The sequence below is a fragment of the Mucilaginibacter roseus genome (assembly GCF_021215455.1).
Taxonomy (GTDB): Bacteria; Bacteroidota; Bacteroidia; order Sphingobacteriales; family Sphingobacteriaceae; genus Mucilaginibacter; species Mucilaginibacter roseus.
In genome coordinates this window covers 968,172-975,617 of record NZ_JAJPWV010000002.1, presented here as the reverse complement: position 1 = coordinate 975,617, position 7,446 = coordinate 968,172, and the positions used below count along the sequence as shown (strand labels likewise).

Genomic DNA, 7,446 nt, shown 5'->3' with positions numbered 1-7,446 from the left:
ATATAAGTTGTCTATTCAGAATAAAAACAGCCAATATTCGCTGCTATCTGAAACTGAATTAAGAAATGAGCACTTGCCGCCGAGCGCGATACTTATTTATATATGTTATATCCGACCGGATAAAACGCCTATTAATTAACAGAATGATTTGATGAATAAATAGGTGTGATTTTCATGTATATAATGTATTGAAAATCGCCCCGGCGGCTATCGGCTAACAGCCTGAAACAAAATAGTTAAAAAGCATTTGACAGAGTTTAAATAAAACGTATCTTTGCAGTCCCGAATTTTACGGGTAGAATAAACGTTTAATTAATTTAATTTTAAGCAAGTGAATACGTTAAGTTACAAAACTGTCTCAGCCAACAAAAAAACCGTTAACAAGGAGTGGGTTGTTGTTGACGCGGAAGGCGAGATTTTGGGGCGCTTGTCTTCTAAGATCGCCATGATCATCAGAGGAAAAAACAAGCCAAGCTTTACCCCAAACGTAGACTGCGGTGATAACGTTATTGTTATTAATGCAGACAAGGTAAAACTGACCGGAAACAAGTTTGCCGATAAGCAATATGTTTCTTACACTGGTTACCCAGGTGGTCAGCGTTTCATTTCTCCTAAGGAGTTAATGGCAAAGCATCCTGAGCGCGTAATTGAAAAAGCCGTTCGTGGTATGTTACCTAAGAATCGTTTGGGCAAGGCCTTATTTGGTAATCTGCATGTTTATGCCGGTGCCGAACATCCGCACGCCGCTCAAAACCCTAAAACCATTTAACTTTTTAATTTCTAAAGGAGAAAAGAAATGCCAACAACTAACACTTCAGGCAGAAGAAAAACCGCAGTTGCCCGCATTTATTTAAGCGAAGGCAATGGCAACATTACCGTTAACGGTAAAGATTACAAAGAGTACTTCCCAACATTGCCACTGCAATACATCGTTAACCAATCATCAGAGGTTGCGGGTGTAGCTGGCCAGTACGATGTTAAGGTAAACGTAGCAGGTGGTGGTGTTAAAGGACAGGCTGAGGCCGTTCGTTTAGCTATCGCCAAAGCTATTGTTGAGCTTGACGCTGAAAAGAAACCAGCATTACGCGCTAAAGGTTTAATGACACGTGATGACCGTATGGTTGAACGTAAAAAACCAGGTCGCCGTAAAGCGAGAAGAAGATTTCAATTCAGTAAACGTTAATATTTTAAGGAGGACTCAACAATGGCAAGAACAACATATCAGGATTTACTGGATGCAGGTGTACACTTTGGTCACCTTACCCGTAAATGGGATCCGAAAATGGCTCAGTACATTTTCATGGAGCGCAACGGTATCCACATTATCGATTTAAATAAAACTTTGGCAAAAGTTGAAGAAGCAGCTTCAGCCATCAAACAAATAGTAAAATCAGGACGTAAAGTTTTGTTTGTTGCTACCAAGAAACAAGCTAAAGACATCGTTGCTGAACAAGCTAAAACAGTAAACATGCCTTACGTAACCGAGCGTTGGTTAGGTGGTATGTTAACTAACTTCGCTACCGTACGCAAGTCAATCAAAAAAATGTCAAACATTGATAAATTGACTAAAGACGGTACTTACAGCATCCTTTCTAAAAAAGAGCGTTTGATGATCCAGCGTGAGCGTATCAAACTGGAAACTTTATTAGGTGGTATTGCTGACCTGAACCGCTTACCGGCTGCGTTGTTCCTGATCGACGTTAAGAAAGAGCATATCGCTGTTTCTGAAGCGTTGAAACTGAACATCCCAACCTTCGCGATGGTTGATACTAACTCTGATCCTTCAAACATCGACTTCCCGATTCCGGCGAATGATGATGCTACAAAATCAATCTCTTTGATCACTTCTATCATCATCAAAGCTATTGAAGAAGGTTTAGACGAGCGCAAACGCGAGAAAGAAGACGAAGCTGAAAAAGAAGCAGCTGCTGCTAAAGCAAAAGCTGATAGCCCAGAGGCTGCTGCCGAAGGTGGTAAAAGAGCACGTAAAGTAACAGCTGACGCTGAAACTGAGACCGAAGCTCCATCTGCCGAAGCTTCTTCAACTGAAGAATAATATTGAGTAAACAAAATGATAATGAACAACAGGCATAGTCCTGTTGTTCATTATTCGTTACTCACCAAGCAAACAAAAAACTTTAAAAAATATGTCTACAGTACAAATATCTGCCGCCGACGTAAACAGACTGCGCCAGCAAACCGGTGCCGGTATGATGGATTGCAAAAAAGCTTTAACTGAAACCAATGGTGACTTTGAAGCAGCAATTGACTATTTAAGAAAAAAAGGTGCTAAAGTAGCAGCAAGCCGTCAGGACCGCGAGTCAAACGAAGGTGTTGTTATCGCCCGTGCTTCTGCCGATGGTAAAAAAGGTGTTGTGATTGAGCTTAACTGCGAAACTGACTTCGTGGCTAAAAATGCTGAATTCATTGCTTTTGCTAACGCTATCGCTAACGCCGCTGTTGAAAAAACTCCGGCTTCAATTGATGAGCTGTACAAACTTGAAATTGATACTGAAACTTCACGTATCTCTATCGGCGAAGCTATTACCGACAAAACCGGTAAAATTGGCGAGAAGATAGGTGTATCAAAATACGAAATTGTTGAAGGCGAGAAAGTAATTGGTTACATCCACGGTAACTTCCGTTTAGGTGTATTGGTTGCTTTGAGCGCTAACGCAGAAGGTGCTGAAGAAGCTGGTAAAGACGTAGCAATGCAAATTGCTGCCATGAACCCGGTTGCTATTGATAAGGATGGCGTTGACGCTACTACTATTGAGCGTGAATTAGCTATCGCTAAGGAGCAAATCCGTGCCGAAGGCAAACCAGAAGAAATGGTTGAGAAAATTGCTGCCGGTAAACTGAACAAGTTCTACAAAGATTCAACCTTGTTGAACCAGGAGTTTGTTAAAGACCCGTCAAAAAATATTTCACAGTTTTTAGCAACTGTTGAAAAAGGCCTTACCGTAACCGCCTTTAAGCGAGTTGCTTTAGGAGCTTAATTTTATTATCCCCCTCGTTTTAACGAGGGGGATTTTTTTTGCATTTACTTTTTTAACTACCTTGTGCCGAACGCGTTTCGGCAATTTAATGTTTGATGATTACTGCCTTACATAACACGCAATTAATAACCGGCGGAGCAGTAGTTTCGGGCAAGGCTATTTTAATTGAAGGTAAATACATCAAAGCTATTATTGATGCCGGGGACATCCCTGATGACGCAGAGCGCATCGATCTGAAAGGAGCCTATACTGCCCCGGGCCTTATTGACCTGCAAATTTATGGTGCCGGTACCAGTCTGTTTGGCGGTTTGCCATCCGTTGAGGCGTTGGCCGAGATGGAACAGGTGTTGCTAAAACAAGGCACCACCGGCTTCTTTGCAACAATTGCAACTAATAGCGATGAAGTGGTGCTGCAGGGCATTGATGCGGCAAAGCAATATTTACCAAAAGCTAAAGGCAACTTTTTAGGTTTACACCTTGAGGGGCCATACCTTAACCCCAAACGCAAAGGCGCGCATCCCGAAAACTATATCAAGAAAGCAACTTTAAGCGAACTTAAAAACTGGGTTGAGCGTGGCGAAGGTGTTATTAAAATGATGACCATAGCACCGGAGCTACAGGATGATGAAGTGATGGAATACCTTTCATCACAAAATATCATTATCTCTGCCGGGCATTCTGATGCTACTTATTCACAAGCTTCGTCCTTCTTCAATAGCCCTGTAACGGCGGCTACGCACTTGTTCAACGCCATGCCCCAAATGCACCATCGAGAGCCGGGTATTATTCCAGCCATTTTTGAGCAAAGGCCTTATACCAGCATTGTGGCGGATGGCGTTCACGTAAGTTTCCCTATGATTGCTTTAGCCAAACGCGAGTTGGGCGATAAGCTATTTTTTATTACTGATGCAGTTACTGTGGCCAATAAAGGCGCTTACCAGCACCAGCTACAGGGTGACCGTTACGTAATGCCGGACGGCACACTATCGGGGTCGGCTTTAACTATGCTTAAGGCGGTTGAAAATGGGGTAAAAGAGGTCGATATCAGTTTGCCGGAGGCGATAAATATGGCATCGCTTTACCCGGCGCAATTAGCATCACTTACAAAAAAAGGTAAAATTGAAGCAGGCTATTTTGCCGATTTGATAATTTTTAATGATAGTTTTACGGTTGCAACTACCTTTTTGCAGGGTGAAATTGTGTACGCCGTAAACCAACAATACTGAAACTAACTGACAACACTATAACTCATATCTGATGAAATACAAAAGGATCTTACTTAAACTCAGCGGTGAATCGTTAATGGGCGAAAGGCAATATGGTATTGATAACAACCGCGTACAGCAATACGCGCAGGATATTAAAACCGTATTTGATGCCGGTATTGAGGTTGCCATAGTAATTGGCGGCGGCAATATTTTCAGGGGATTAAGCGCTGAGAAATCAGGTATGGAACGTGCCCAGGCTGATTATATGGGTATGCTGGCAACGGTAATTAACTGTATGGCGATGCAAAGCGCGCTTGAAGATCTGGGTATTGAAACCCGTTTGCAATCAGCCATAAAAATGGAGCAGATATGCGAGCCTTACATCCGCCGCCGTGCCATGACGCATTTGCACACCGGTAAGATTGTAATATTTGGCGCTGGTACAGGTAACCCTTATTTTACTACTGATACAGCGGCCTCACTTCGCGCGATTGAAATAAAAGCTGATGTGGTAATGAAAGGTACACGCGTGGATGGTATATACACTGCCGACCCGGAGAAAGATCCATCAGCCACCCGTTACGATGAGATCAGCTTTCAGGAAGTATACGACAAAGGGCTTAACGTAATGGACATGACTGCAATTACGCTTTGTAAAGAGAACAAGTTGCCTATTGTAGTGTTTGATATGAACAAGGAAGGTAACTTTATGAAACTGGCCCAGGGTGAACACGTGGGTACTATTGTAAAATAACATATTCTGCCGGAGGTACCTTTGAATAGCCGTTATACAGAACGGATGATTTTATTATTTTTGTTGAAAATTTATAAAAATGAGCGAACTCATTAAAAAGCAGGTTAACGATGCAAAGGCTTTAATGGAAAAAGCCGTTGACCATACAGATAACGAACTTTTAAAAATCCGTGCAGGTAAGGCAAACCCTGCCATGCTGGATGATATTACCGTTGATTACTATGGTACACCAACGCCATTGAGCCAGGTAGGTAACGTAAATACGCCTGATGCCCGTACCATAGTTGTACAGCCATGGGAGAAATCATTGCTAAACCCTATTGAAAAAGCGATTAAGGATGCCAATCTTGGCGTGAATCCAACGAATGATGGTACCATCATCCGCATAAATGTACCGCCGCTAACTGAAGAGCGCCGTCGTGATTTGGTGAAGAAAGCCAAAGGCGAAGTAGAAAGCGGTAAGATCGCTATCCGTAATATCCGTAAAGATGCTAACGAGAAGATCAAAAAGCTAAAATCTGAAGGAGTATCAGAAGATGAGATCAAAACCGGAGAAGCTGAGATCCAAAAGCTGACCGACAGCTACATAGCTAAATGCGATGTGTTATCAGAAGCTAAAGAAAAAGATATAATGACGGTTTAATAACCAACCTAATGTCAAATTAAAGGGAGTGAGCGGTTTACGCCATTCCCTTTTTTTATTTTTGCGGCCTGTATGAAATTGCTTTTATCTTATTTAACCAAACATAAGTGGGTGGTAGCACTTGCATTGGCCATGGCTGCTATCAACATCGGGTTCTCCCTGCTCGACCCATATATTACCGGGCGCATTGTTGACGAGGTGATCGAAAAACGTGATCACCTGGAATATAGCCAATACCTCAACAACGTAATACGCTTAATTTGTTACGCTATTGGCGTGGCCATGGTATCGCGAATAGCGAAAAACTTTCAGGATTACTTTACCAGCATTATTGTGCAAAAAACTGGTGCGCAAATGTATGCCGATGGCCTGAAGCATTCATTGCAACTACCTTACCAGGTTTTTGAGGATCAGCGCAGCGGTGAAACCCTGGGCATATTGCAAAAGGTACGTACGGATAGCGAAAAGTTCATTACCTCATTCATCAGCATACTATTTGTCAGCATCGTGGGCATGGTGTTCGTTATTGTGTATTCCGCGGCGGTAAACTATCGGGTAACGCTGGTGTATTTTGCCGCTATACCGGTAATTGCTTTGGTTAGTACGCTCATGAGCCGCCGTATCAAAAAGGTGCAAAAGGATATTGTAAGCGAAACGACGGCACTGGCCGGCTCAACAACCGAATCGTTACGTAATATCGAACTGGTAAAAAGTCTTGGTTTGGCCAATCAGGAAATTGAGCGGTTAAATAAAACCACCTACAAAATACTCGATCTGGAATTGAAAAAGGTAAAGTTTGTGCGTAGTATGAGCTTTGTGCAAGGCACTACCGTTAACCTGGTGCGCAGCGCAATGGTGGTGGTTTTACTGATGCTCATATTTAGGCATACCATATCGCCGGGACAATACTTCAGCTTTCTATTTTACTCATTCTTTTTATTCAATCCATTACAGGAGTTAGGTAACGTGATCCTGTCGTGGCGCGAGGCGCAGGTATCATTGGGCAACTTTAGCCGCATATTATCAACCCCTATTGATGTTAAGCCTGAGAAACCGGTATTGCTTGAAAAAGTGAAAAAACTCTCTTTTGAGGACGTGACCTTTAAGCATCTAACAGCTAACCGTAATGCATTGAATCACATCGGCTTTGAAACCAATACCGGCGAAACTATTGCCTTTGTAGGGCCATCAGGATCGGGCAAAACAACATTAGTGAAGTTGCTGGTGGGTTTATACCAGCCTATTGAGGGTGATATTTTATATAACGGCGTGTCAAGCAAGGCTATTGATTTGGATCAGCTGCGCGAGCGTATAGGTTTTGTAACGCAGGATACACAATTGTTTTCAGGCACTATCCGCGAGAACTTGCAGTTCGTTCGCCCCGGCGCTACAGACGCTGAGTGTATGAACGTGCTGCACCGTGCGGCTTGCCAGGGTTTACTGGCCCGTGCCGACAAAGGTTTGGATACCGTAATAGGCGAGGGCGGCGTAAAAGTTTCCGGCGGAGAAAAACAGCGTTTATCTATAGCCCGTGCCTTGCTGCGTAACCCGGATATACTGGTGTTTGACGAGGCTACGTCAGCGTTAGATTCACTGACCGAGGAAGAGATCACCGAAACCATTCGTGATGTGTCTGTTAAGAATGATCATATCACTATTTTGATTGCCCACCGTTTGTCGACCATTATGCATGCCGACAGGATATACGTGTTGGAGAAAGGTAACATTGTAGAATCAGGCAAACACCTCGATCTATTGCTGCAAAAAGGCCTGTACTATGCTATGTGGCGCCAGCAGATAGGCGAGAAGGACGTGATAGACGCGTAACCCCTCCTAAATCCT

8 protein-coding genes are annotated in these 7,446 nt (G+C 43.1%); all 8 read left to right on the top strand.

Going from position 1 to position 7,446, the window contains the following annotated elements:
* Positions 1-331 precede the first annotated feature (331 nt).
* Entirely contained in the window at positions 332-769 is a 438-nt protein-coding gene (gene rplM, locus LT679_RS09170) for a 50S ribosomal protein L13 (RefSeq protein WP_194100815.1), read from the top strand.
* A gap of 27 nt (positions 770-796) precedes the next feature.
* Positions 797-1,183, top strand: coding sequence for a 30S ribosomal protein S9 (rpsI, locus tag LT679_RS09165; RefSeq protein WP_194100816.1), 387 nt, complete (start codon positions 797-799; stop codon positions 1,181-1,183).
* A gap of 21 nt (positions 1,184-1,204) precedes the next feature.
* A complete protein-coding gene (gene rpsB, locus LT679_RS09160) occupies positions 1,205-2,056 on the top strand; it encodes a 30S ribosomal protein S2 (protein WP_232177154.1) in 852 nt (283 codons plus the stop codon).
* A 91-nt stretch (positions 2,057-2,147) separates the two neighbouring features.
* Positions 2,148-2,999 carry a translation elongation factor Ts gene (gene tsf, locus LT679_RS09155; protein ID WP_232177153.1) on the top strand — a complete coding sequence of 284 codons (852 nt, stop codon included), beginning with the start codon at positions 2,148-2,150 and terminating at the stop codon, positions 2,997-2,999.
* Positions 3,000-3,094: 95 nt separating this feature from the next.
* A complete protein-coding gene (gene nagA, locus LT679_RS09150) occupies positions 3,095-4,225 on the top strand; it encodes an N-acetylglucosamine-6-phosphate deacetylase (protein ID WP_232177152.1) in 1,131 nt (376 codons plus the stop codon).
* Between the two features lie 31 nt (positions 4,226-4,256).
* Positions 4,257-4,961, top strand: coding sequence for a UMP kinase (gene pyrH, locus LT679_RS09145; protein WP_232177151.1), 705 nt, complete (start codon positions 4,257-4,259; stop codon positions 4,959-4,961).
* A 79-nt stretch (positions 4,962-5,040) separates the two neighbouring features.
* Entirely contained in the window at positions 5,041-5,604 is a 564-nt protein-coding gene (frr, locus tag LT679_RS09140; protein WP_232177150.1) for a ribosome recycling factor, read from the top strand.
* Positions 5,605-5,676: 72 nt separating this feature from the next.
* A complete protein-coding gene (locus tag LT679_RS09135; protein ID WP_232177149.1) occupies positions 5,677-7,431 on the top strand; it encodes an ABC transporter ATP-binding protein in 1,755 nt (584 codons plus the stop codon).
* Positions 7,432-7,446: the final 15 nt, after the last annotated feature.